Origin of the sequence: Streptomyces sp. NPDC059718 (assembly GCF_042733315.1) — a bacterium.
Lineage (GTDB): Bacteria > Actinomycetota > Actinomycetes > Streptomycetales > Streptomycetaceae > Actinacidiphila.
In genome coordinates this window covers 18,321-40,868 of record NZ_JBHWGA010000001.1, presented here as the reverse complement: position 1 = coordinate 40,868, position 22,548 = coordinate 18,321, and the positions used below count along the sequence as shown (strand labels likewise).

At 73.5% G+C, this 22,548-nt stretch carries 22 protein-coding genes; 8 read left to right on the top strand and 14 right to left on the bottom strand.

Annotated features, from left to right (window positions below; all coding sequences use genetic code 11):
- Nucleotides 1-183 precede the first annotated feature (183 nt).
- From ACFV3E_RS00195 to ACFV3E_RS00180, 4 genes are all read left to right on the top strand, one after another.
- Nucleotides 184-714: a hypothetical protein gene (locus tag ACFV3E_RS00195; protein WP_500532683.1), complete on the top strand. Its 531-nt coding sequence runs from the start codon at nt 184-186 to the stop codon at nt 712-714.
- Nucleotides 715-796: 82 nt separating this feature from the next.
- Nucleotides 797-1,639 (top strand): DUF4097 family beta strand repeat-containing protein, encoded by an 843-nt coding sequence (locus ACFV3E_RS00190; protein WP_500532682.1) that lies wholly within the window; start codon nt 797-799, stop codon nt 1,637-1,639.
- 74 nt (nt 1,640-1,713) lie between these two features.
- A complete protein-coding gene (locus ACFV3E_RS00185) occupies nt 1,714-2,703 on the top strand; it encodes an ATP-binding cassette domain-containing protein (protein WP_500532681.1) in 990 nt (329 codons plus the stop codon).
- Nucleotides 2,700-3,494, top strand: a complete 795-nt coding sequence (locus ACFV3E_RS00180; protein ID WP_500532680.1) for an ABC transporter permease — start codon at nt 2,700-2,702, stop codon at nt 3,492-3,494. Before ACFV3E_RS00185 ends, ACFV3E_RS00180 begins: the two co-directional genes overlap by 4 nt.
- A gap of 71 nt (nt 3,495-3,565) precedes the next feature.
- Here the strand turns inward: ACFV3E_RS00180 and ACFV3E_RS00175 are convergent, their stop codons facing one another.
- The 7 genes from ACFV3E_RS00175 to ACFV3E_RS00145 all read right to left on the bottom strand — a co-directional run bounded on the left by ACFV3E_RS00175 (nt 3,566) and on the right by ACFV3E_RS00145 (nt 11,563).
- A complete protein-coding gene (locus tag ACFV3E_RS00175; RefSeq protein WP_500532679.1) occupies nt 3,566-5,227 on the bottom strand; it encodes an alkaline phosphatase D family protein in 1,662 nt (553 codons plus the stop codon).
- Nucleotides 5,228-5,341: 114 nt separating this feature from the next.
- Entirely contained in the window at nt 5,342-6,013 is a 672-nt protein-coding gene (locus tag ACFV3E_RS00170; RefSeq protein WP_499511660.1) for an HNH endonuclease family protein, read from the bottom strand.
- Between the two features lie 267 nt (nt 6,014-6,280).
- The gene (locus ACFV3E_RS00165; protein ID WP_500532678.1) at nt 6,281-6,682 is read right to left on the bottom strand and encodes a DUF742 domain-containing protein; all 402 of its coding nucleotides are present in this window, start codon (nt 6,680-6,682) and stop codon (nt 6,281-6,283) included.
- Entirely contained in the window at nt 6,679-7,128 is a 450-nt protein-coding gene (locus ACFV3E_RS00160; protein ID WP_500532677.1) for a roadblock/LC7 domain-containing protein, read from the bottom strand. Before ACFV3E_RS00160 ends, ACFV3E_RS00165 begins: the two co-directional genes overlap by 4 nt.
- The gene (locus ACFV3E_RS00155) at nt 7,125-9,467 is read right to left on the bottom strand and encodes a sensor histidine kinase (protein WP_500532676.1); all 2,343 of its coding nucleotides are present in this window, start codon (nt 9,465-9,467) and stop codon (nt 7,125-7,127) included. The genes ACFV3E_RS00160 and ACFV3E_RS00155 overlap by 4 nt, the downstream gene beginning before the upstream one ends.
- 253 nt (nt 9,468-9,720) lie before the next feature.
- Nucleotides 9,721-10,479 (bottom strand): Mut7-C RNAse domain-containing protein, encoded by a 759-nt coding sequence (locus ACFV3E_RS00150; protein WP_500532979.1) that lies wholly within the window; start codon nt 10,477-10,479, stop codon nt 9,721-9,723.
- Nucleotides 10,480-10,543: 64 nt separating this feature from the next.
- A complete protein-coding gene (locus ACFV3E_RS00145; RefSeq protein ID WP_500532675.1) occupies nt 10,544-11,563 on the bottom strand; it encodes an NAD-dependent epimerase/dehydratase family protein in 1,020 nt (339 codons plus the stop codon).
- Nucleotides 11,564-11,692: 129 nt separating this feature from the next.
- Here ACFV3E_RS00145 and ACFV3E_RS00140 point away from each other — a divergent pair, with 129 nt between their 5' ends.
- The gene (locus ACFV3E_RS00140) at nt 11,693-12,271 is read left to right on the top strand and encodes a TetR/AcrR family transcriptional regulator (RefSeq protein ID WP_500532674.1); all 579 of its coding nucleotides are present in this window, start codon (nt 11,693-11,695) and stop codon (nt 12,269-12,271) included.
- 649 nt (nt 12,272-12,920) lie between these two features.
- Here the strand turns inward: ACFV3E_RS00140 and ACFV3E_RS00135 are convergent.
- The 3 genes from ACFV3E_RS00135 to ACFV3E_RS00125 form a co-directional block, all read right to left on the bottom strand.
- Nucleotides 12,921-13,583, bottom strand: a complete 663-nt coding sequence (locus ACFV3E_RS00135) for an HAD-IA family hydrolase (protein WP_500532673.1) — start codon at nt 13,581-13,583, stop codon at nt 12,921-12,923.
- A gap of 165 nt (nt 13,584-13,748) precedes the next feature.
- The gene (locus tag ACFV3E_RS00130) at nt 13,749-14,372 is read right to left on the bottom strand and encodes a hypothetical protein (RefSeq protein WP_500532672.1); all 624 of its coding nucleotides are present in this window, start codon (nt 14,370-14,372) and stop codon (nt 13,749-13,751) included.
- A 59-nt stretch (nt 14,373-14,431) separates the two neighbouring features.
- Nucleotides 14,432-15,418, bottom strand: coding sequence for a peptidoglycan-binding domain-containing protein (locus tag ACFV3E_RS00125; protein ID WP_500532671.1), 987 nt, complete (start codon nt 15,416-15,418; stop codon nt 14,432-14,434).
- A 188-nt stretch (nt 15,419-15,606) separates the two neighbouring features.
- Between ACFV3E_RS00125 and ACFV3E_RS00120 the strand changes: the two genes are divergently transcribed.
- A complete protein-coding gene (locus tag ACFV3E_RS00120; protein ID WP_500532670.1) occupies nt 15,607-17,652 on the top strand; it encodes an MFS transporter in 2,046 nt (681 codons plus the stop codon).
- A 28-nt stretch (nt 17,653-17,680) separates the two neighbouring features.
- Here ACFV3E_RS00120 and ACFV3E_RS00115 read toward each other — a convergent pair whose 3' ends face one another.
- The gene (locus tag ACFV3E_RS00115) at nt 17,681-18,187 is read right to left on the bottom strand and encodes a hypothetical protein (RefSeq protein WP_500532669.1); all 507 of its coding nucleotides are present in this window, start codon (nt 18,185-18,187) and stop codon (nt 17,681-17,683) included.
- A gap of 92 nt (nt 18,188-18,279) precedes the next feature.
- A complete protein-coding gene (locus ACFV3E_RS00110) occupies nt 18,280-18,609 on the bottom strand; it encodes an antibiotic biosynthesis monooxygenase family protein (RefSeq protein WP_500369854.1) in 330 nt (109 codons plus the stop codon).
- Between the two features lie 99 nt (nt 18,610-18,708).
- Here ACFV3E_RS00110 and ACFV3E_RS00105 point away from each other — a divergent pair, with 99 nt between their 5' ends.
- Entirely contained in the window at nt 18,709-18,975 is a 267-nt protein-coding gene (locus ACFV3E_RS00105; RefSeq protein WP_500532668.1) for a DUF2087 domain-containing protein, read from the top strand.
- Between the two features lie 40 nt (nt 18,976-19,015).
- Here the strand turns inward: ACFV3E_RS00105 and ACFV3E_RS00100 are convergent, their stop codons facing one another.
- Together ACFV3E_RS00100 and ACFV3E_RS00095 are read right to left on the bottom strand one after the other, a co-directional pair.
- Nucleotides 19,016-19,684, bottom strand: coding sequence for a hypothetical protein (locus tag ACFV3E_RS00100; RefSeq protein ID WP_500369852.1), 669 nt, complete (start codon nt 19,682-19,684; stop codon nt 19,016-19,018).
- Nucleotides 19,685-19,804: 120 nt separating this feature from the next.
- Nucleotides 19,805-20,473: a DedA family protein gene (locus ACFV3E_RS00095; protein ID WP_500532667.1), complete on the bottom strand. Its 669-nt coding sequence runs from the start codon at nt 20,471-20,473 to the stop codon at nt 19,805-19,807.
- Nucleotides 20,474-20,995: 522 nt separating this feature from the next.
- On the opposite strand from ACFV3E_RS00095, the gene ACFV3E_RS00090 reads away from it, so the two are divergent.
- Nucleotides 20,996-22,417 (top strand): family 2B encapsulin nanocompartment shell protein, encoded by a 1,422-nt coding sequence (locus ACFV3E_RS00090; protein WP_500532666.1) that lies wholly within the window; start codon nt 20,996-20,998, stop codon nt 22,415-22,417.
- Nucleotides 22,418-22,548: the final 131 nt, after the last annotated feature.

Sequence of the window (22,548 nt, the reverse complement as noted above, 5' to 3'; positions counted from 1 at the left end):
CCACCTGGCACCACGTGGCACCATCCGGCGCCATCCATGGCACATCGCACACATGTGGCGCCATCATGGCTCAGGCCACCGCCATCACGTTTCACCAGGTCAGAGCTGCTGCACCGCAGAGTGCCCCACGTGCGGCACCATTCGGGCTTGCGCATGGCGCCATAGTGGTGCCACTATGACGTCATGGACCTCACCCCGTATGTCGACACCCTCCGCCGTGAACTCGCGGTGGCCGCCGAAGCCGGCGGGGAGGATGCCCGCGAGCTGGCCGAGCGGCTCACCGCTCCGCTGGAGTCGGCGACCCGCCTGACCATGCTCAACGTGCTCTCCGCCGCGATGGACGAGATCACCCGCGAACTCGCCCCCGGCTCGGTCGACGTACGGCTGCGCGGACTGGACCCCGACTTCGTGGTGACGCTGCCGCCCACCGGCGGCGGCCCCGCGGACCGGGTGGACGCGCCCGTCGAACCGCTCAAGGCCCCTGCCCCTGCCCCTGCCTCGGCCGAAGGCGACGAGGGCGGCACCGCACGCGTCAACCTGCGCCTGCCGGCGCACCTCAAGGCCCGTGCCGAGGAGGCCGCCAACCGCGAGGGCCTGTCGGTCAACGCGTGGCTGGTACGGGCCGTGTCGGCCGCGGTCGACGGCGGCCCGCAGCAGCGTACGGCGGAGAAGACCCGCACCACCGGACAGAGCTTCACGGGCTGGGTGCGCTAGCCGCGCCCGCGCCCGCTGCACGTCACCCACACCACGTCCCACCAGCGGGGACGACCCCAAGACCCAAGAGGACGGGACAGCCATGCCTTCTTTCGACACCCCCGAACCGATCTCCGTCACCGCCCACGTGGGCGCCGGTTCCATCCGGTTCACCGCGGGCGACCGCCCCGACACCGTCGTCGAGGTGCTGCCCCGCGACCCGAAGCGGGACAAGGACGTACGGGCGGCCGGCCAGACCGAGGTCAGCTACGCGAACGGCGCCCTGACCGTCAGGACGAAGGAGCGCTACCTCATCGGTCCCAGCGGCGCCGTCGACGTGACGGTCGAACTGCCCACGGGCTCGCGCGTCAACGTGACCGGTTCCTGGACCCAGGTGCTCGGCGAGGGGCGGCTCGGCGAGGTCCGGGTGAAGACCTCGTCCAACGACGTCCGCTTCGACACGACCGGCCCGCTGCAGCTGACCGCCTCGCACGGCTCGATCACCGTCGACCGGATCGAGGGCACGGCCGAGATCACCACCAGCTCCGGCAGCCTGCGCGTCGGCACCCTCGACGGTCCCGCCGTCCTGAAGAACTCGCACGGCACCACGACCGTCGGCGCCGCGCTCGGCGAACTGCGGGTGCGCGGAGCCCACGGCAACGTCGACGTCGAGCGTGCCGAGAGCTCGGTCACGGCCACCGTCGCCCACGGCAACCTGCGCGTCGCCGAGGTCGCCCGCGGCACCGTCCAGCTGGAGACCTCCTACGGCGCCATCGAGGTCGGCGTCCGCGAGGGCACCGCCGCCTGGCTCGACGTCAGCTCCGAGCGCGGACAGGTGCGCAACACGCTCACCGCGTCCGGGACCCCGGAGGCGACCGAGGACACCGTCGAGGTCCACGCCCGGACCCGCTGGGGCAACATCGACATCCGCCGCGCCCGGGTCTGAGCACCACGACCCCGACCCGCGCCGCCCCCACCCACTTCAGCCTTCGAATGGAGGGCCCCGTGCCTTCGTCTGTCATGCCCACGCCCAGGCGGGGTGACGGTCACGCGTCACCCGCCGCCATCTCCGCCATCGGTCTGCGCAAGTCCTACGGCGACAAGACCGTGCTCGACGGCATCGACCTGCGCATCCCGGCCGGATCCGTGTTCGCGTTGCCGGGTCCGAACGGGGCGGGGAAGACCACCGCGGTGAAGATCCTGTCCACGCTCGTCTCCGCCGACGGCGGACAGGCCCAGGTCGCCGGCCACGACCTGGCCGGCGATCCGCAGGCGGTGCGTGCCGCGATCGGGGTCACCGGGCAGTTCTCGGCCGTCGACGGGCTGATCACCGGCGAGGAGAACATGCTGCTGATGGCGGACCTGCACCACCTGCCCAAGACCGAGGGACGGCGGGTGGCCGCCGCGCTGCTGGAACGCTTCGACCTAACCGAGGCCGCCGGCAAGCCCGCCGCCACCTACTCCGGCGGCATGAAACGCCGCCTGGACATCGCGATGACCCTGGTCGGCGACCCCCGCATCATCTTCCTCGACGAACCCACCACCGGCCTGGACCCCCGCTCCCGCCACACCATGTGGCAGATCATCCGCGAACTCGTCACCGGCGGCGTCACCGTCTTCCTCACCACCCAGTACCTGGAGGAGGCCGACGAACTCGCCGACCGCATCGCCGTCCTCCACAACGGCACCATCGCCGCCGAAGGCACCCCCGACGAACTCAAACGCCTCATCCCCGGCGGCCACGTCCGGCTGCGCTTCACCGACCCCACCGCCCACCACCACGCCGCCACCGCCCTGCCCGGCGCCGCCCGCGACGACGACGCCCTGACCCTGCAACTGCCCAGCGACGGCAGCCAGCGCGACCTGCGCACCCTGCTGGACCGGCTCGACGCCGCCGCCGTCCACGCCGACGAACTGACCGTCCACACCCCCGACCTCGACGACGTCTTCTTCGCCCTCACCGGCGACACCGCCGCCGTCCCGCACCAGCCCACGGAGGCCCTGCGATGAGCACCCCGACCCACGCCCTGCGCGACTGCTCCACCATGCTGCGCCGCAACCTCCTGCACGCCCGCCGCTACCCCTCCCTCACCCTCAACCTCCTCCTCACCCCGATCATGCTGCTCCTGCTGTTCGTCTACGTCTTCGGCGACACCATGAGCGCCGGCATCGCGGGCGGCACCCCCGACCGCTCCGCCTACATCGCCTACCTCGTCCCCGGCCTGCTCCTGATGACCATCGGCAGCACCACCATCGGCACCGCCGTCTCGGTCTCCAACGACATGACCGAAGGCATCATCGGCCGCTTCCGCACCATGGCCATCCACCGCGGGTCCGTGATCGTCGGACACGTCATCGGCAGCGTCCTGCAATCCGTCCTCAGCGTCGTCCTCGTCGCGGCCGTCGCCGTCGCCATCGGCTTCCGCTCCACCCACGCCACACCCCTGGAATGGCTCGCCGCCCTGGCCCTGCTCGTCGGCTTCGCCACCGCACTGACCTGGATCGCCGTCGGCATGGGCCTGGTCAGCCCCAATGCCGAGGCCGCCAGCAACAACGCCACCCCCCTGATCCTGCTCCCCCTGCTGTCCAGCGCCTTCGTCCCCCTGCACTCCATGCCCGGCTGGTTCCAGCCCATCGCCCAGTACCAGCCCTTCACCCCCGCCATCGAGACGCTCCGTGGCCTCCTCCTGGGCACCGGCATCGGCGACAACGCGTGGATCGCCGCCGCCTGGTGCGCCGGCCTCACCGTCCTCGGCTACCGGTGGTCCACCGCGAAGTTCAACAGCGCCAGCACCTTCTGATCCGAGCACGCTCCACGGCGGAGGGCCCCGCGCGGCACGCGGGGCCCTCCGCTCGGGTTTCGCGTCCCTGCTCAGTCCGTCGTGAGGTGCGTGTCCATCACCGTCACCAGCGCGGCCCGCCGTTCCGTCCCCTTCGGGGCCCGGGTCTGGTCCAGCCGGAGCGCGGCGGCGCGGCCGCGCAGGGACAGGGTCATGAGCTGGTTGCCGAACCAGGGGCCGCCCGTCTTGCGCCAGCGCAGCGACGGGGTGCCGGCGCGGCCGTGGCGGGCGAGGGCGCGGCCGATGAGCCGGGCGGGGCCCGTCCAGGCGAAGCGGAAGGCCAGGCGCATGAAGCCGGGGATCGTGTTGTGGACCGGCGAACAGGTCAGCTGCAGCAGACGGGAGCGCAGCGGCGTGCCGGGGCGGTGGGCCTCGGCGGTGTAGGCGTGGTGGACGTCGCCGGACAGGACGCAGATCGTGGCGGGGGCCTCGGGATCGTCGGCGGCGTCGGTGAGGAGCCCGGCGAGGGCGTCGAAGGAGTCGGGGAAGGCCGACCAGTGTTCGAGGTCGCCTGCCTGGCGCAGGCGTTCGCCGCGGTGCGTCCAGCGGTGGCCGCGGCTGCCGCCGCAGAGGGCGGAGCTCCACGCCTCGGCGTCGTGGACGGCGTGCGGGAGGAGCCAGGGCAGGGAGGTGCCGATGAGCAGGTGGTCGAAACTGCCGTCGGGGCGGACGTTCTGGCGCAGCCAGTCGAGTTCCGCCGGGTCGAGCATGGCGCGGTCGTGCTCGTCCAGGACGCGGGCGGCGCGTGAGTCGACCATGAGCAGGCGGGTGCGTCCGAGGTCGCGGCGGTAACTCCAGCGGGTGTGCGCCGGGTCGGCCTCCACGCGTGCGGCGAAGGCGCGCAGGGTCTCCGTGCCGTCGTCGGCGGCGCGCACCGCCGCGAGGAGCTTGTCGGCCGCGAGTTCGGCGGGGGTGAGGTTGCCGAGGTGCTGGTGGACCCAGTACGAGGTGAGGCCGCTGGTGACGCGCTCGTGCCACCAGGCCGTCTCCCGCATGGTGTTGCGCCACGTGTGGGAGGTGTTCCAGTCGTCTATGACGTCGTGGTCGTCGAAGATCATGCAGCTGGGCACCGTGGACAGCAGCCAGCGGATGTCCGGGTCGAGCCAGGACTCGTAGTAGAGGTGGGTGTATTCCTCGTAGTCGGCGACCTGGTCCCAGGGCGGCTCGTTCAGGTCGCGGCGCCGGGCGAGCCAGCGGCGGGTGGCCGCGGAGGTCTCGTCGGCGTAGATCTGGTCGCCGAGCAGCAGCAGGAGGTCGGGGCGGCGCGCGTCGCCGGAGCCGATGTGGTGGGCGAGGGTGTCCAGCGCGTCGGGGCCGATGGGGTCGGGTTCGTCCGGGGGCGGCGCGGCCCAGCGGCAGGAGCCGAAGGCGACGCGCAGCGGCTGTCCGTCCTCTCCGCCGTCCCCGTCGTGCCCGGCGGTGTGGATGGTGCTCGGCGGGTACGGGGAGCCGGGCAGCGGCCAGACCTGCTGCCCGTCCAAGAGGACGCGGTAGGGCGTGGAGGTGCCGGGGCGCAGCCCGGTCACGGTGACGATCGCGTAGTGGTGGCCCGCGATCTGCCAGGTGCGCTCGCTGCCGGTGGCCCCGTCCTCGCAGGCGACGGTCGCCGTGGCGGGGCGGTCCGCCTCGACCCACACGGTGGCCGTGTCCTCGTCCACGTATCTCAGCAGCGGGCCCAGGCGCAGTTCTGCCATGGCGGTCGGCCTTCCCTCCGTCGTCGTGAGTTGTGGACGTCGGAGGGAAGGCGTGAGTTCCCGGCCGCCGCCCGGGCCGCGGTCCCGGCGGCCGGGCGGGGCCGGGACGCGCCGTCAGCAGCCGCTGAGGACGCTGCTGAGCTTGCTCTTCTCGGCGGAGTCGACCGCCAGGCCGTAGTAGTACTTCACCTGGACCCAGGCGCGCACGTAGGTGCAGGCGTACGCGGTGCGGGACGGCATCCACGTGGCCGGGTCCTGGTCGCCCTTGGCCTGGTTCACGTTGTCGGTGACGGCGATGAGCTGCGGGCGGGTGAGGTCGTTGGCGAAGGCCTGCCGCTGGGAGGTGGTCCAGGCGGAGGCGCCGGAGTCCCAGGCCTCGGCGAGGGGCACGAGGTGGTCGATGTCGAGGTCGGAGGCGGCGGTCCAGGTGGCGCCGTCGTAGACGGAGTACCAACTGCCGCTGGTGGCGGCACAGGAGGAGTCGGTGACCACGCCGCTGCCGTCGCGCTTGAGCACCGTCTCACGGGTGTTGCAGGCCCCGCTGATGGTGATCCAGTGGGGGAAGAGGTCGCGGTTGTAGCCGGTGCGGTTCTCGGTGGCGACCCTGAGCGAGGCCAGGTAGGTGCGGGCGGTGGCGGCGCTGACGGGGGTGGGGAGCGCCGCCTGGGCGGTGGGGCCGTTCAGGGTCGCGAATCCGGCGAACAGGCTGGTGAGTGCCACGAGGAGACCCAGGCGTCGACGCGCGTAGACACCGCGCCGCGCGAGAGCACTGCGTATCCGGGACATAGGGAACTCCCTTGGTGTGGGGGTGTTTGGCCGCTGGAACCGTCGGCCATCCTTCTGCTGGGACGTTTCTGCCGGACGAGCGGCAGGTAACAGGTTGGCGACATGGACACGTCATGTCTAGAGGTCGGACGGCACCGGATCCGCGCCACCGTGCGCCGGGGACGGACCGCGCGCCACGGTCTCCCCCGCGCCCGCCGGTGCGGCGTGCGACTCCCGCCCGGCCGGGGCGGCTTCACTCCCCCGCGGGCCGGCGCGGGGAACCCGCGCTCACAGGGCGCGCAGCCCGCGGATCACCTCGCGCAGCAGATCCGCGTCGGGCCGCTCGGCGGCGGCCGGTGGCGGGTCCACCCGGGCGAGCCCGGCGTCGACCAGGTCGCCGAGCACCACGCGCACCACGGTGACCGGGAGGTCGGCGCCGGCCGCCAGCTCCACCAGGGGCAGCGGTCCCTGACGGCGCAGCAGTTCCAGCAGGGAGGCGCGCGCGTGGTCGGCCAGCCCGTGCGCCCGCGGGTCCGTGGGCTCGCCCAGGGCCCGGACCCGGTCCATCAGCGTGAAGGAGCGCTCCGTGTCGGGGCGGGTACGGCCCCCGGTCACGGTGTACGGGCGGACGATCGGGCCGGACTCCTCGTCGTACCAGCGGTCCTCGCCTCCCTCGGCGCGCCGGGTCACTCCTCGCCCGGCTCGTCCGCCGCGCGGGCGGGAGTGGCCAGGTGCCGTCCGGTGCGCTTGACGAGCAGGCCCATCTCGTAGGCCAGTTGCCCGACGTCCGCGCCCGAGGCGCACAGGACCGCCAGGCAACTGCCCTCGCCGGCCGGGGTGACGAACAGGTAGGCGTCGTCCAGCATCACCATGACCTGGCGGACCCCGCCCACCGCGAACGACCGGCCGGCCGACCTGGCCAGGCCGTTGAAGCCGGAGCACACCGCGGCCAGATGGTCGACGTCCTTGCCGGTCAGTCCCTTGGACGAGGCCGTCGCCAGCCCGTCGCCGGACAGCAGTACGGCCTGGCGCACGTGATCCGTGCGGTCCACCAGGTCGTCCAGCAGCCAGTCGAGGCCCTCGGCGGCCCCGGCGTCCTCGGGATGTGCCGTGCCGGACGGCTCGGCGTCTGTCATGTCGCTGCCCCTCCTTCTCCCGCACCGTCGCGTCCCCGGTTCAGCCCTCGCTGGAAGGCCCCGAAGATCGCCCCCATCTGCTCCGGCGACAGGCCGGCGCCGGACACCTCGCTCCCGGCCCCCGGATCGCCGGTCTCGGCGCGCAACTGCGGGGCCAGGTTCGCCTGGCGCACCCGCGTGGGCAGCGCCGGCGCCGCGCCGGTCCCGGGTGCCGTGGACACGGCCGGGGCCGGGCCGGGGACCGCCCCGGTGGCCGGCTCACGCCTGCGTCGCGGCAGCGGGCCGGACGGCTCCGCCGAGGCCCCGTCACCCGGCTCGCTCCCCGCGGTCACCACCCGGGCCCCGGTGGCGGTCGCCACGGGCCCCGGCCCCGGTTCCGGCCCGGACTCCGCACCCGGCTCGGCGGTGACGGGCGCCAGCACCGGCCCCGGCAGGAAGACCACCGCCGTGGTGCCGCCGAACGGGGAGCGGGTGAGCGTCACTTCGACGCCGTGCCGGTGGGCGAGGCGGCCGACGACGTACAGGCCGAGCCGTTCGCTGCGCGCCGGGTCGAAGTCCTCCGCGTGCCGGAGGGTGGCGTTGGCCTGTTCGAGCTCGTCGGGGTCCATGCCGAGGCCGCGGTCGTCGATCTCCAGGGCGAAGCCGTGCGCGGCCTCGCCGACCCGCATGGTCACCTGGGTGCGTGGCGGGGAGAACACCGTGGCGTTCTCGACCAGTTCGGCGATGAGGTGGATCAGGTCGACCACGGCCTCGCCGACCACGCCGACCTCCGGCATGGGCGGCACGACCACGCGGGCGTAGTCCTCGACCTCGCCGACCGCCGCGCCGACGACGTCGACGATCGGCACCGGCTTGCGCCAGACGCGTCCCGGCGCGGCCCCGGAGAGGATGATCAGGCCCTCGGCGTGGCGGCGCATGCGGGTGGTGAGGTGGTCGATGCGGAACAGGTCGGCGAGCGCGTCGGGGTCGGAGGTGCGCCGTTCGAGGGTGTCGACGAGCTTCAGCTGGCGGTGCACCAGCGCCTGGTTGCGGCGGGCGATGTTGAGGAACAGCGCCGACATCGCGCGCCGCAGGTCGGCCTGCCGGACGGCCGCCTCGACCGCGGCCCGGCGCGCCGCGTTCAGCGCGCGGCCGACCTGCCCGATCTCGTCCGGGCCCGCTCCGTCGGAGCCGTCGTCCTCCGGCCGCCCGAAGGCGAGCGGCGGCGCCTCGGCGGCCACGTCGACCTGCTCACCCGCGCCCAGCCGCCGGGTCACCTCGGGGAGCTGGCGCACCGCCAGGGTGTCGGCGGCGTCCCGCAGTTCCTCCAGCCGCCGGGTGATCCGGCGCCCGGTGTGGACGGAGAACCAGAGGGACAGCCCCACGCCGAGCAGTCCCGCGCCGCCCGCGGCACCCGCGTACAGCAGCTCGCGCCGGGCGAAGTCCCGGCCGCGGGCGGCGGCGTTCTTCGCCGCGTCGGTGCACAGCAGCATGTACCTGCGGACGGCGTCGTCCATGGTCCGCCGCCACGACGCGCTCACCAGCACCTTGCCGGTGCCGGCCGCGCCGGCCCGGAGCAGGGCGTCCTCGCCCCCGACCAGGGACCGGTAGAGCGGCCCGTGCTCGAACTCCCGGAAGAGGGCGCGCGAGTCGGCGGGCAGGGCCGGTACGTAGGTGCGCTGGAAGACGCGGCGGTCCTCGATCGTGGCGGCCAAGCGGCGGAACTGCGTGCCGGTGAAGCCGCCCGCGACCCGCACTCCGGTCACCAGCGCGTCCTCGTGGGAGACGAACTCGCGCACCCGGACGAGCCCGGTGACGTTCTGCGCCTCGCGGGCCAACTGCCCGTTCTGCAGGGCGGTCAGGCCGGTCTGCACCTCGAAGGTGGGCAGCACGACGTCGGTGTACCGGTCCACGGCGCGCGCCCAGTCGATCCGCCCGGCGATGACGTCACGGCGCAGCGCGGGCAGCCGGTCCACGGCGGCGAGCGCCCGGGTGAGCACCCGGCTCTGGCCGGCGCTGAGGTCCCCGCGCTCGCCCCGGTCGCCGATCGCCGCGCGCATCGCGGCGATCACCTCGTCGGTGTGCCGCTGCTGCCCGGTGAGGTCGGCCAGCGCGCTCCGCCCGCTCCCGGAGGCCAGGTACGCGGCGGACAGCCGCCGTTCGACCTGGATCTGGCCGACGGCGGTGTCGACCGGGGTGCCGTAGTGGACGTAGACGGCCTGCAGCCGGATGAGGTCGCGCAGTTCGCCCGTCACCGAGACCACGGCGAAGGTCCACAGCGAGACGAGGACGACGACGGGGATCAGCACCAGGGCGAGGATCCGGGTGCGGATCGTGCGGCTGCCGGGACGGCGACGCATGCACTCTCCAGGCTGCTCGGACGGTGGACAGCCGGATCCCGCCGCGCCGGGGCACGCTACGCGCCCGTACGACTACGTTCCGCTCGGCGGACCGGTTGCGCAGTACCGTAGCGACGGCCCCTACCGGTGAGTAGCCGATGGGACGAATCGTGAAGTGCAAGCGCTGTGCCATGGCTCACAGCTGCCGCGGTTTGTGGGCCTTTGGGGCGCTTGTCCCCACCGCGGGAGCCGGCCCCGGAGCCGCCCGCGACCCTCAGGAACCCCCGGCCCCCGACGGCACGGCGGAGCCGCCGCCGAACTCGCCCACCGCGTCCCGGACGATCGCGTCCAGCCGGGCGTGGTGCGCGCCGCGCCAGTACGGGCGCTCACAGACGACGCACTGCGCGAACACGTCGTAGCTGCGCCGGGTGCCGTGCTCCAGCTTCTCCCACACGGCGTCCTTGCCGGTCTCCCGCAGCGGCCCGTTGCACGCCGTGCAGCGCGTCCAGGGCGCCAGAACGGGGGCGAACCGGCCCAGCACGTCACGCAGTTGCTCGTCGGGCTGGTCGCTGTAGACGTAGGCGCCCGCCCACAGTTCCCGGCGGCGCAGCAGGCCGCGGTCCCGCGAGAGCATCACCCGCCGTTCGGCGGCCGACCGGGCGGCCAGGGCGGGGTCGCCGATGTCCTCGCTCTCGTACGCGGCGTCGACGCCCAGCAGCCGCAACCGCCGGGCGAGCGTGCCCAGGTGCACGTCGAGCAGGAAGCGCAGCGGCGCCCCCGGCACGGACTGGGGCCGGGTGACGGGCTCGACCTCGACGTGCACGCCGGCGACCGGGACGTACGAGACGGGGACCTCGCGGCCGTCCGCCAGCAGCCGGCCGACCTCGGTGAGCGGGACGCCGAGCGACTCCACGACGTGCCCCAGCGTGGACGCGCCGTCGGTGACGACGGTGGTCCGCCCCTCCCGTCGTGGCGCCGCGGCGAAGAGCCGCAGCGCGGAGGCGAAGCTGATGCCGATCTCGGGTCCGTTCACACCGCTCACCCGGCCAGGATGCCACCCCGGCGGCGCGGGGCACACGGGGTTTCCCCGGGGCGGGTCACACCGCGCCGTGCTCGACGAGGCTCCGGGCGCAGTCCAGCACCGCCTCCCGGGCCGGCCGGGGTTCCCAGCCCAGGACGCGGCGCGCCTTCTCGGTGCTGTGGCGGTTGCGGCGGCCGAGCGCGGGGGTGATCTCGCGCAGGGAGGGGTCGGTGAACCGGGCCGCGAACCGGACGGCGAGATCCGGGACCTGCCGGGTGGCCACCTTGCGGCCGTCCTCGCCGAGCCCCTCGCGCAGGGTGCGGGCCATGTCCGCCATCCAGAGGAACTCGCCCGTGGCCAGGAAGCGTTCGCCCGCGGCCTGCGGCGAGGCCATCGCCCGGATGTGGACGTCCACGAGGTCGCGCACGTCCACCACCTCCAGTCCGATCCTCGGGACGCCGCGCATCCCGCCGCTGAGCATGCGCGCGACGATGCCGACGGAACCGGTGGTGTCCGGCGTGAGGACGGGGCCGAAGACGGCGCCGGGCAGCACGGTGGTCAGTTCGGTCGGGCCGTCGTGACCGGCGATGAAGTCCCAGGCCGCGCGTTCGGCGACGGTCTTGGAGCGCCGGTAGGGGATCAGCGTCGGGTCGTCGGGGTCGGTCCACAGCGTCTCGTCGGTCACCCCCTCCGCCGCGTACGAGGAGGGGCTGGCGGCGTTCGCCGCGGAGGTCATCACGACGCGCCCCACCCCGGCGGCGGTCGCCGCGCGCAGCACCCGGAGCGCGCCGTCGCGGGCGGTGGAGACCAGGGCGCCGGGGTCGGCGGCGGCGAGACCGAGGGGGGAGGCGACGTGCAGCACGCGGTCGACGCCCTCCAGGGCCGCGTCCCAGCCGTCGTCGGACGTCAGGTCCGCGACGGCGAACCCCAGCCGCCCGGCGGGGTCGACGACCGACGACACGGCCTCGGTGACGGCCTGCTCCTTGTCCCGGCTGCGCACGGTCGTACGCACCTCGTGACCGCGCCGCAGGAGTTCGGCGACGCACCAGCCGCCGATGTAGCCGCTGCCGCCGGTGACCAGGACCAATTCGGGCATGACAGTGTCCTCCGCGCATGGGGGTGGGTGTGCCAGAATGAAGCGGAGGCCCCTCCGCTACACCTCCCGACCGTACCGGAGGCCCCTCCGTTCAGCAATCGACCACCGACGGACGGCCGGCACCCACCCGTGAACCCGCAACCCCCCAGACCGACCCGCAAGGACGCCCTCGACAACCGCGAGCGGATCCTGACCGCCGCCCGTGAGGAGCTCTCCGCCTCCAGCGGCGCGTCCCTCACGGCGATCGCCAGGAAGGCGGGCGTCGGCATCGGCACGCTCTACCGCCACTTCCCCACCCGGGAAGCGCTGATCATGGAGCTCTACCGGCACGACATCGGGAAGCTGATCGACCGCGCGCCGGAACTGCTCGCCTCGCACCCGCCGTTGACCGCGCTGCGACGCTGGTTCGACGAGGTCGCCTATTACGGGCGGCTCAAGTTCGGCGTCGCCGAGGTCGTCCACGCGGCGACCAACGGCGGCCTGGACGACGAGAACTACGGCCCCTTCGTCGGCGCCATCTCCACGCTCCTCGACGCGGGCGCCGCCGACGGCTCGCTCAAGCCCGGACTCGACCCCGAGGACGTACTGCTGCAACTGAGCGTGCTGTGGCGGATCGACCCGGCCCGCGGCGGCGAGGCCCGCGCCGCCCGGATCCTCGACCTCATCGTCGACGGGTTGCGCTCCGCGGGTGGCGGCGCGGCCCAGTGAGGGTGCGTTCGCTGTGTGCGGGGGGTGCCCCTTGCGGCCGGTGGTTGTGTGCGGGTGCGCTGCGCCTGCGGCGGGCGGTTCCCCGCCCGCCCTCCCGATTGCCCGGCGCGGTCAGTGACCGCCTCGCGCGGTCGTTGTGGGGTCGGTGCCGCGCCGGGGTACGCCCCCAGCCTTCGGCCGGGGGGACCCCCACCTCGGCGCTCGCGGCGCTGCCCCACGTCATTTGGTACCGCGCCCACCGCTCGTCGCCTGCGGGGGCACCCCGCCACACCCCCTCCGGTCGTATGGGCGACTAACGGCCGGACGGGGTTCAGAGAGCGGTCCGCGGTTGCCGCAGGTGCCTTACTGACCCCCCACCGGCCGTCAGTCGCCCCAACCCGCGGGAGGGGGTGTGGCGGGGTGCGCCCATGGGGGTCCCCCCGGCCGAAGGCTGGGGGAGACGAGCGGCGGACCCGGGTGCCGAACGATGTGGGGGTAAACCGCGAGCGTTGAGGACGTGCGCCGGCGCGGCCCCGACCCCAACCCAACGGAGCGCAGGCCCGCACTGACCGCGCCGGGCAATCGGGCGGGCGGCGGGGAAACCGCCCGCCGCAGGCGCAAACAACCCGCACACAACAAGCGGCGCAAGGGGCACCCCGCGCCGGAGGCGCTAGCCGATGTGGAGCAGGAGCGTCCCGTCGGCGGCGGCCTCGACACGGACCTGGGCGAGGGTGTCGACGTGGACCGTGGGCTCGTGGGCCGCGGCGCGGGGGCCGACACCGACCACGCGCATGCCGGCGGCCTTGCCGGCCGCGATGCCGACCTCGGAGTCCTCGAAGACCACGCAGTCCTCGGGGCCGAAGCCCAGCTCGGCGGCGCCCTTGAGGAAGCCCTCCGGGTCCGGCTTGCTGGCGCTGACGCGCTCCGCGGTGACCATGACGGCGGGCATCGGGAGCCGGGCGGCGTCCATGCGGGCCCGGGCCAGGGCCTCGTCCGCGGAGGTCACCAGCGCGTGCGGGCGGCCCTGCAGCGCGGCCATGAAGGCCGGGGCACCCTCGACCGGGACCACGCCGTCGACGTCGGCGGTCTCCTCGGCGAGCATGCGGGCGTTGTCGGCGTGGTTCTCCGCCATCGGGCGGTCCGGGAGGAGCACCGCCATCGTGGCGTAGCCCTGGCGGCCGTGGACGACCTTCATCACGGCGTCGCCGTCGAGCCCGTGCGTCGCGGCCCACCGGCGCCAGCAGCGTTCGACCACGGCGTCGGAGTTGACCAGCGTGCCGTCCATGTCCAGCAGCAGGGCGCGGGCGGGGACGACGGTGGACGGCGACAGCATGGAACTCCCTCGGACGAACAAATCAAGTGGCCCGCCCGCCGGTCAGGGGAAACGGGCGGAGCCACTTTGTTCCTACACGATACAAAACCGTGCGGCGGTTCCGCCAGGGGGGTGCCCTAACGCGGCCGCCGCCGGGCCGGCCGCGCCCCCCGGGCCCCACGGGCCTCAGGGTGCGTCGCCCGCCCCGTCCACGTACTGCAGCAGTCCGTAGGTGAAGCCGGCGGTCCGGCGGCCGGCCCCCGGCGGGGCCTGCGGGTCGGTGAACTCCAGCCGCCAGCGGGTCGGGGCGTCGCCCTCCAGGGGCCGTGCGGGCGGGAACGCCCGGGCCACCTCGTCGACGGTGCAGGACCACGGCGTGAGGTCGTCCAGGCCCGACAGCCGCGGCCCCCGCTCCTCCGGGGCGCGGACAAGCCACTCGTTCCAGACCGCCCCGCCGCCCGGGGCGCACAGCACCTCGAACCGCAGGGTCGGCCACAGCGGGACCGGCCACAGCAGTGCCGGGCAGGTCAGGTCGCCCACCTTCCGCCGGAGCACCGCCTCGGGCGGCCCGAGCACCGCGCGGTAGCGGCGCTCGCCGCGTGGGAAGCCCTTGGCGTGTCCCCATGCCTGCCAGCGGCGGTTCGCCTCCCGCATCTCGGTACGGCTCGCCCCGAGCGTGCGCAACGCCTCCTCCACCAGTTCGGGCCGGTGGTCGGCCATGCGCCGCAGCAGGACGAGCTGGAAGCCCCTGGGGCCGAAGTCGTCGATCGCCACGCCCCCATCCTGCCGGAGCGCCCAGGGGCCGGACATCGCGGCGCCCGCCGCGGGACCTGGTCCCGGGGCGGGCGCTCACGGACGACGGAGGGCGGTCAGCCCCAGCCGTTCCCGTTCCCGTTGCCGCCGTCGGAGTCCGGGTCCGGTGTCGCGCCGGTCTTCGCCTCCAGGGCCGCCCGGGTGTTGGGCCCGTAGACGCCCTGCGGATCGCCCTTGACCCCGTAGAAGAACTGGAAGCGGGCCACGGCGTCGCCGACCTTCCGGTCGAATTCGCCGTTCGCGGGGCCGTAGTAGAGCCGCACCGCCTTGAGGCGGTTCTGGAGGTCCACGACGGCGGGGCCGCTGTCGCCGCGCTGCAGCGTCGCGGGCGCGGCCGGCGGCGCTGCCGAGCTGGGTGCCTGGGAGACCTGGCCGCTGGCGGACGCCGTCGGCTGCGACGCGGTGGCGCTGGGCGTCGGGGCGCCGGTCGTGGCCGAGGCCGAGGCGCTCGCGGACGCGAGCGTGGAGGGGGTGACGCTGGGCGAGGCCGAGCGCGAGGCGGAGGCCGAGGGCCGCGCGGAGGACGGCAGTTCGACCGCCGGCTCGGAGGCGCCCTGATCGGGGGCCGCCTCCGTACGGTCCGGCAGGCCGGTCAGCTGTGCAGTGAGGAAGACCGCGCCGACGGCGAGGCCGACGGCCCCGATGCCCGCGCCGGCGACGAGCGCACCGCGGCGGCGGCGATGGGCCCCGGCGCGGCGCCTGCTCACGGCACGGGACGGGTAGGGCACCAGTTCACGGGACGTGGCGGCCACCGGTACCGGCAGCCGGTCCGAGGAGACCGTGCCGAGGTCGATGACGTCGGTGTCCTCCTCCGGCCCCGCGGCCCCCGCGGCCCCCTCCGGCGGCACCGGCGCCAGGACCGCGGTGGGCGGGTCCGCGTCCTGCGGTGGGAAGGCCTCGGCGGCCCCCGCCGCCACGGCAGCCGGGACGGCCTCCTCCGCGTCCGCGTACTCCTCCGGTCCCGGCACGTACGGCCGTACCCGGAGGGACTCGTACTCGTGCTCCTCCTGCGAAGCCGGTGATGCCGGCTTGTCAGACGCCACCGGCGCCCCCTCCCCATCCCCTGACAGACGCAGTGATTATGCAGACCGCGCACGCCCGGTGCCCAGGCGCCTCCGTTCCCGACGGTCGTACAAACGGAGCCAATCTTGTGGAAAGGGTGTGAATATTTATAAGGAAGTGACGTGAACGCGGTACCGGAGCCCCCGGTGCCCGAGCGGAACGAGTCCTTATGGCGCAGGACGACACCACTTCCCCAGCGGGGCGGGCCATGGCGGACGGCCCGGCGGAAGTGACCGACAAGCGGTCCGTCTACGTCGCGATCGGCGCGCTCGCACTCGGTCTGCTGCTCGCCGCCCTCGACCAGACGATCGTCTCCACCGCGCTGCCGACGATCGTCAGCGACCTCGGCGGGCTGAAGCACCTCTCCTGGGTGGTCACCGCCTACCTGCTGGCCTCCACCGCCGCCACCCCGCTGTGGGGCAAGCTCGGCGACATGTACGGACGGAAGAAGCTCTTCCAGTCCGTCATCGTGATCTTCCTGATCGGCTCGGCGCTGTGCGGCCTCTCCCGGAGCATGGGCGAGCTCATCGCCTTCCGCGCGCTGCAGGGCCTCGGCGGCGGCGGCCTGATCGTCCTGTCGATGGCGATCGTGGGCGACATCGTGCCGCCGCGCGACCGAGGGCGCTACCAGGGGGTGTTCGGGGCGGTCTTCGGTGCGAGCAGCGTGCTCGGGCCGCTGCTGGGCGGGCTGTTCGTGGACACCCTCAGCTGGCGCTGGGTGTTCTACGTCAACCTGCCGCTGGGCATCGTCGCGCTCGCCGTGATCGCGACCGTGCTCCACATCCCGGTGCGGCGGACCACGCACCGCATCGACTACGGGGGCATGGTGCTGGTGGCGGCCGCGGCGACCTGCCTGGTGCTGATGACCTCGCTGGGCGGTACGACCTGGGCCTGGGGCTCCTGGCAGGTCGTCGGGCTCGCGGTGCTCGGCGTACTGCTGGTCGCGGCCTTCGTCCTGGTCGAGCGGCGGGCCGAGGAACCGGTGCTGCCGTTGCGGCTGTTCCGCATCCGCACCTTCTGGATGTGCTCGGTGATCTCCTTCGTCGTCGGCTTCGCCATGTTCGGCTCGCTGACCTTCCTGCCGACCTTCCTCCAGGTCGTGCACGGCTACTCGCCGACCTGGTCCGGGGTGCACATGATCCCGATGGTGGTCGGCATGCTGGCGGCCTCCACCGCCTCCGGCCAGATCGTCTCCCGCACCGGCCACTACAAGGTCTTCCCGATCGCCGGGACCGCCGTCACGATCGTCGGGCTGGTCCTGCTGCACCGGCTCGACGAGACCACCGAGGTCTGGGCGCTGAGCCTGTTCCTGCTCGTCTTCGGCCTCGGGCTCGGCCTGGTCATGCAGGTGCTGATCCTCGCCGTGCAGAACGCCGTCGGCTACGCCGACCTGGGCGCGGCCACCTCCGGCGCCACCTTCTTCCGCTCCATCGGGGCGGCCTTCGGCGTCTCCATCTTCGGCGCCATCTTCTCGACCAACCTCGCCCGCGAGATCACCGCCGCCCTCGCCGGGCTCACCCTGCCGCCCGGCTTCGACCCGGCGATGATCCAGGCCGATCCGCGCGGCGTGCGGCAGCTCCCGGCGTCCCTGCGCGACCCGGTGCTGCACGCGTACTCCACCGCCATCACCAGCGTCTTCCTGTGGGCGGTGCCGGTGTGCGCGCTGGCCTTCGTCCTGGCCTGGTTCCTGAAGGAGCAGCCGCTGCGGCGCACGCTCACCGTGCCCGACGCGAGCGAGACGATCGGCACCAACCCCGTGGACCGCTCCTCCCTCGACGAGATCGCCCGCGGCCTGAGCGTCCTCGGCAGCCGGGAGGCCCGCCGCGACCTGTACGTACGGATCACCGCGCTGACCGGCCTCGGCATCCAGCCCGCCTCCGCCTGGCTGCTGCTGTACATCGCCCGCACCGGCTCCGCCGACCCCGTCGACCTCGCCCTGCAGACCACGGTGCCGTACACGGTCATCGAGGGCGCGGCTTTCGAGGTCGAGGAACACCGCTACGCCGTCCGCCGGGGCAACCCGCTGTACCTCACCGAACGCGGCCAGGAGGTCGTGGCCCTGCTCACCGAGGCCCGCCGCAAGGTGCTGGCCGAACTCCTGGGCGACTGGAGCCCGGAACGCCACGCCGACCTGGCTGCCCTGCTCACCCGTCTGACCACCGAACTCTGCGGCCAGGACCAGGACCGCCCCGGCCCCCACCGCCCCGCGGCCTGAGCGGACGGGGCAGCCGGGACCGGGACGGTCACCGCGGTGACCCGGCGAAGGCGGCGAGCGCGGTGAAGTCGGGCTCGCGCAGGCCGACACGCGGGTCGACGTGGTGCAGGAGCGCGGGACCGGGGTGGTGGGTGGCGACCCAGTCCGTGTCGGCGGGGCCCTGCTCGTCGTCGACCCAGGCGAAACGGCGGCCGGCGGCGTACGCCACGAGCGCCTCGGTCTTCCAGTGCACGAGGTCGGGACGGTGCGCGAACAGCGCGGCGCCGAAGTCGACGTACGGCAGCTCGGGCAGGCCGATGACCGGCGCGATCCAGCGGTTGGCCTCCGCCATCCAGGTGGTGGCCCAGCACAGGTCGAAACCCAGCCCGAGCAGCGCCTCGCCGTGCGCGGGGTTGAGCCACACCCGCAACGGGCGCGCGGAGACGCCGGGCATCGGCACCCGCAGCGTGGTGTAGCCCTCGGGCCTGCGGGTGCGCTTGGCCGCGTACGGGTTGAGGGGGCCGTCGACGTCGAGGAAGAGCAGCGGCCGGTCCATGGTCACAGCCTGACGTCCGGTGATCGCGGACGGCAAGGCGGTTTCCCGGGCCGGTGGGCGGCGCCCCGCGGGCACGGGGCGCCGCGCGGGGGTCAGGCCTGCTTCGGCGCGGCCTGCTGGACGACCTCGAAGGACCACAGCGTGGACCCGCTGGCTGCCGGCCTGGGCCGCTCCGCACCGCCCTCGCCGCCCTCGCGGTGCGCGGCCTGCATCGGGCCGGACATCCACGTGCGGAAGTCCTCCTCGCTGCGCCACCGCGTGTAGACGAGGTACTGGTCGGTGCCCTCGACCGGGCGCAGCAGCTCGAACCACTCGAAGCCGTCCGAGCTCTCCACGGCGCCCGCCCGTGAGGCGAACCGCTTCTCCAGGACCTCGCGCTGCTCGGCCGGGACGGTCAGTACGTTGATCTTGACGACGCTCATGTCCCTATCGTGCCAGCCGAAATTCGAGTGCCCCCGGTCAGCCCCGCGTGTCACGCTGCCCGGCGGAATGTGTCGTCCCGAGCGTTGGAGGAGTGCGCTGTGTCCGAGAGCGGTGCGCATGCGGTGTCGGCCCTGTTCTCGCAGGGGCGGCTCACGGTCATCCCGCGCCGGGCGGCGCGGCGCGAGCAGTTGCTGCGGCATCTGACCGAGACCCTCTTCCGGCCGGGGCGGGACTACCACGAGCGCGAGGTCAACGAGGCGCTGCGCACGGTGCACGACGACTGTGCGGCCCTCCGCCGCTACCTGGTGGAAGGCGGCTGGCTGGAGCGGTCGGCGGACGGTACCGCGTACCGCAGGACGCGCTGAGCCGCGGCCGCGCGCGGCCGGAGCCCGCTGCGCGGCGGTCTCAGCGGCCGGTGTTGTCCCGCGGCTGACCGGGGGCGGCCGGGCCCGGACCGCCCGGTGTGCCCTGCCGTTGCCCCGGTGCGAGGAGGATCACGCACACGGCGATGACCCACAGCCCGGCGAGCCCGAGGCCGATGAAGCCGGCGTACGGGATGAACATCAGCACGCCCAGGACGAAGGCCACCCAGCCCAGCCAGTGCGGCAGCGGGTCGCCGTCGCCGCGGGAGATCGCCAGTCCCGCCCCGAGCAGCATGACCCCGATCCCGGCCAGGATGGGCATGAACAGGTCGCTGCCGAGGGCGTTGAGCGCCTGGAGGGCGCCGCCGCCGACCAGGGCCCGGTCGCTGGCCTCGACCAGGCTGAGGGTGAGCCCGGCGCTGATCCAGAAGCCGAGGGCGGCCAGGATGCCGCCGGCGAAGGCGACCTGGGGCAGCCAGCCGGTGCGGTCGGACGTGGCAAGGACGTGCCGCAGGTAGCCGGCGAAGAAGACCAGGAAGAGTCCCGCGACGAGCAGCAGGTACAGGCCGACGCCCTGCCGCGTGTCGTGGGTGAGGTAGAACGCCCTGACCGCGACCCCCGAGCTGCCGATCCCCGGGGTGTCCCCCTGGAGCGCGTAGGAGACGGCGGCGAGGATCACGGCGGCCAGGCCCGTGAGCGGTCCGAGTCGCATCGGGGGGTCTCCGATCCGTCCGTTGGCCCCCCAGACCGGTTTCTGTCCGTACCGATGCTGTCACGGCTCGTGCGGGGCCGCCCATCGGCGGCGCCCACCCGGGGTGCGGACCGGTGCGGCTCAGCGGGCCTCGGCGACGGCGGTCCGTTCGGGCGTGGCCGCGGCCTGCGCGGGCAGCGTCACCGGGACGACCGTCTGGGCGCGGCGCTCCCGGCGGAAGACGTACGCGGCGAGGGAGCCGGAGCCGACCAGCGCGACGGCGGAGGTGGCGGTGCCGAGCCAGCCGGCGCCGAGCCACTGGCCGCCCGCGTAGCCCAGGCCCACGCTGTACGCGGCCCAGGCCAGTCCGGCCAGCGCCGACCAGGGCAGGAACTCGCGGATGCGGCGGTGCGCGGCGCCGGCCGTGAGGCTGACGACGGAGCGGCCGGCCGGGGCGAAGCGGGCGAGCACGACGAGCGCGCCACCTCCGCGGGACAGGACGGCACCCAGGATCTCCTGGGCGGTGGAGAGCCGGCGGGAGTGCGCCACGTGCTGGTCGATCCACTCGCCGCCGCGCCAGGCGAGGCGGTAGGCGGCCAGGTCGCCCAGGGTGGAGGCGACGGCCGCGCAGAGCAGCAGGGCGAGCACGTCGAGGATGTCGTTGCCGCCGGCGGCGGTGCCGGCCGTGGCCGCCGAGATCAGCAGGACGCCGCTCGGCATCACCGGCAGGAAGACGTCGAGCACGATGGAGGCGGCTACCAGGGCGTAGATCCACGGTGAATCGAACAGGGAACCTGCTCCGATGAACACCGCGTCCTCCTCTCCCTGCGAGTGCGCGGCGCCATCGAGGTGTGAGGCGGTGTCGCGCAGAAGCGGTTCTTCTGCGATCCGCTCTCAGCCGTACAGCGTACGCCAGCCATGCTCCTGTGATCCCCTCGGGGCGCGTGACGTTTTCCTCATCTTCGATGGTGACGATCGGGAATAGCACGCGATTAACCGGGAGGGACGACAGAACGTCCCCGGAACGAGATGTTCCGCTCGACTTCCGGCCCGCATCATGGACATGCCACGCATTCGGCCCTCAGGCATCCGGCTCCCGCCCTCGTACACGCGTACGTCCACGACCGGCCGGCCCACTCCGGCGGACCCGGAACACCACGCTCACCCGAATGAGTGAGTGCAGGGCGCTCCACCCGGTGGGTAGCTTCCGAGAGGAAAGCGGCAGAAGGCAGGGGGAACCACCGCACACGAAACCTCGTTTCACCGTGAATTGATTGCCTAATCCACGCTTTTGTGCGCGTGGGCCATCGGGCCGCAAGGGAAGGACCATCCATGACGGTTGAGCCGGGTGTCGTGTCGGAGGCGGCGACGGAGAACGGCCAGTCTCAGCGGAGTCTGGGCACCGCTGCCGCGCGGAATTTGGCGACGACCACCAAATCCGCGCCGCAGATGCAGGGAATCACATCGCGGTGGCTGCTGCGGGTGCTGCCGTGGGTCGAGGCCGCCGGCGGCGCCTACCGGGTCAACCGGAGGCTCAGCTACTCGGTGGGCGACGGAAGGGTGGACTTCGTCCAGACCGGCTCCGAGGTCCGGGTGATCCCGGCGGAGCTCGGCGAACTGCCGCTGCTGCGCGGGTTCACCGATGACGCGGTGCTGACCGCGCTCGCCGGGCACTTCGAGCAACGGGAGTTCACGGCCGGGGAGACGCTCGTGGCCGCCGGGCAGCCGGCCGACCACGTCTTCCTCGTCGCCCACGGCAGGATCGACAAGCTGGCCCCGGCCAAGTGGGACGGCCAGGGCGTGATCGGCAGCATCGCCGACGGCGACCACTTCGGCTCCGAAGGGCTGGCCGGCCCCGACAGCACCTGGGAATACACCGCCAGGGCGGCCACCGCCGTCACCGTGCTCGCCCTGCCGCGCCAGGCCTTCCAGGCCGTCATGCAGCAGGCCGACGGGCTGCGCGAGCACGTCGCGGGCTTCGTCACCGGCACCCAGCAGGCGCAGAACAAGTACGGCGAGAAGGCCATCGAACTGGCCTCGGGCCACGTCGGGGAACCGGACCTGCCCGGCACCTTCGTGGACTACGACCTCTCCCCGCGCGAGTACGAACTGAGCATCGCCCAGACCGTGCTGAAGGTCCACACCCGCGTCGCCGACCTGTACAACCAGCCCTACAACCAGGTCGAGCAGCAGGTGAAGCTGACCGTCGAGGCACTGCGCGAACGGCAGGAGCACGAACTGCTCAACAACCGGGAGTTCGGGCTGCTGCACAACGCCGACTACCGGCAGCGCATCACCACGCACTCCGGACCGCCCACCCCCGACGACCTCGACGAGCTGATCAGCCGGCGCCGCAACGCCCAGTACCTGCTGGCCCATCCGCGGGCCATCGCGGCCATCGGAAGGGAATTCAACAGTCGCGGCCTGGTGCCGCACACCATCGATTTCCACGGCCACCACGTGCCGTCGTGGCGCGGAATCCCGATTCTCCCCTCCAACAAGATCCCGATTTCCCGGGAGAACACCACCTCGATCCTGGTGATGCGCACCGGCGAGGACAACCAGGGCGTGATCGGCCTGTACCAGACGGGAATTCCGGACGAGTACGAGCCGGGCCTCTCGGTGCGTTTCATGGGGATCGACGAGAAGGCGATCATCTCCTATCTCGTCAGCACCTACTATTCGGCGGCCGTCCTCGTCCCCGACGCCCTCGGCGTCCTGGAGAACGTGGAGATCGCGCGTCCCGGAGCCTAGGCCCGGAGCCCGGCCCCGGAGCCCGGCCCCGGAGCGCACGCGGCCTCCGGGAGCGGCGGCGCGTGCTCGTGGAGGGGCGGGCGGCCCCGGCCGGCCCGTGCCGTCCGCCACGAGCACGGCCGTCGGCCCGC